This window comes from Streptomyces sp. NPDC005566, from assembly GCF_040605575.1.
In the GTDB taxonomy this organism is placed as follows: domain Bacteria; phylum Actinomycetota; class Actinomycetes; order Streptomycetales; family Streptomycetaceae; genus Streptomyces.
Genome location: NZ_JBEXDB010000086.1, coordinates 1 through 1085, shown reverse-complemented (window position 1 = coordinate 1085; position 1085 = coordinate 1). Strand labels below are relative to the sequence as shown.

At 69.9% G+C, this 1085-nt stretch carries 1 protein-coding gene; it reads right to left on the bottom strand.

The window, feature by feature from the left end; all coding sequences use genetic code 11:
* Nucleotides 1-1085: KR domain-containing protein (locus ABZS61_RS34875; RefSeq protein ID WP_356430566.1), on the bottom strand; the 1085-nt coding region annotated here is incomplete at both ends.

The window sequence follows — 1085 nt, the reverse complement described above, 5'->3', positions numbered from 1 at the left end:
GGGCTGATCCCGAACAGGGCGGCGTCGAACTCATCGGCGTCGTGGACGAACCCGCCCACCGCCGCGGTTACGTCGACCAGACCGGTGGGCCAGCCCCGGTCGTCCGGGAACGGAGTGATCCCGTCCGACCCGGCGGCAACCAACTCCCACAACTGCTCCGGCGACGTCACACCACCGGGATAACGGCAGGCCATACCCACAATTGCCACCGGTTCGTCGTTCCTGGTGACGAGCACGGGCAGGGACATGTCCGGCTGTGCCGTGGACCTGTCGAAGAACTGTGAGAGGAGGTGGTCGCTGAGGACGGTCGGGCTGGGATGGTCGAAGACCAGGGTCGCGGGGAGCGACAGTCCGGTGTCCGTGGTCAGCAGGTTGCGCAGCTCGACCGCCATCAACGAGTCGAAGCCCAGGTCCCGGAACGCCCTACCGGGCTCGACCGCTTCCGCACCCGTGTGTCCCAGTACCGTGGCGGCCCGCTCACGCACCAGGTCCAACAGGATCCGGGCCCGCTCCGTGGCGGGTGCGTCCACGAGGCGCTGCCGCAGACCCGGTCCGGCGTCATCACTCGGCGTGGTTTTGAGTGCGTCGGCCGCTTCGGGGAGTTCGGACAGCAGTGTGCTCGGGCGGGAGGAGGTGAAGGCCGGGGTGAACACCGACCAGTCCATGTCGGCGACGGTCACGCAGGATTCCCTGCCGTCCACCGCCGCTGCCAGGGCCCGGACCGCCATGGCCGGATCCATCGGCAGCAAGCCGCGCCGCCGCAGAGCCTGTTCAGCCTCGCCCTGGACCGCCATCCCGGCTCCTGCCCACGGGCCCCAGGCCACCGAGGTTCCCGCAAGCCCACGGTCGCGGCGGTGCTGTGTCCAGGCGTCGAGGAAGGCGTTGCCTGCCGCGTAGGCACTCTGGCCGCCGCTGCCCCACGTCGCGGCGATCGAGGAGAACACCACGAACAGGTCCAGCGGCAGATCCGCGGTCAGTTCGTCCAGGTGTTTGGTTCCGTCGACCTTGGCCCGCAGCACCGAGGCGAAAGCCTCGGGGGTGGCTTCCTCGAGCCGCTGCGGGAGGTCGAGACCGGCCGCGTGCAC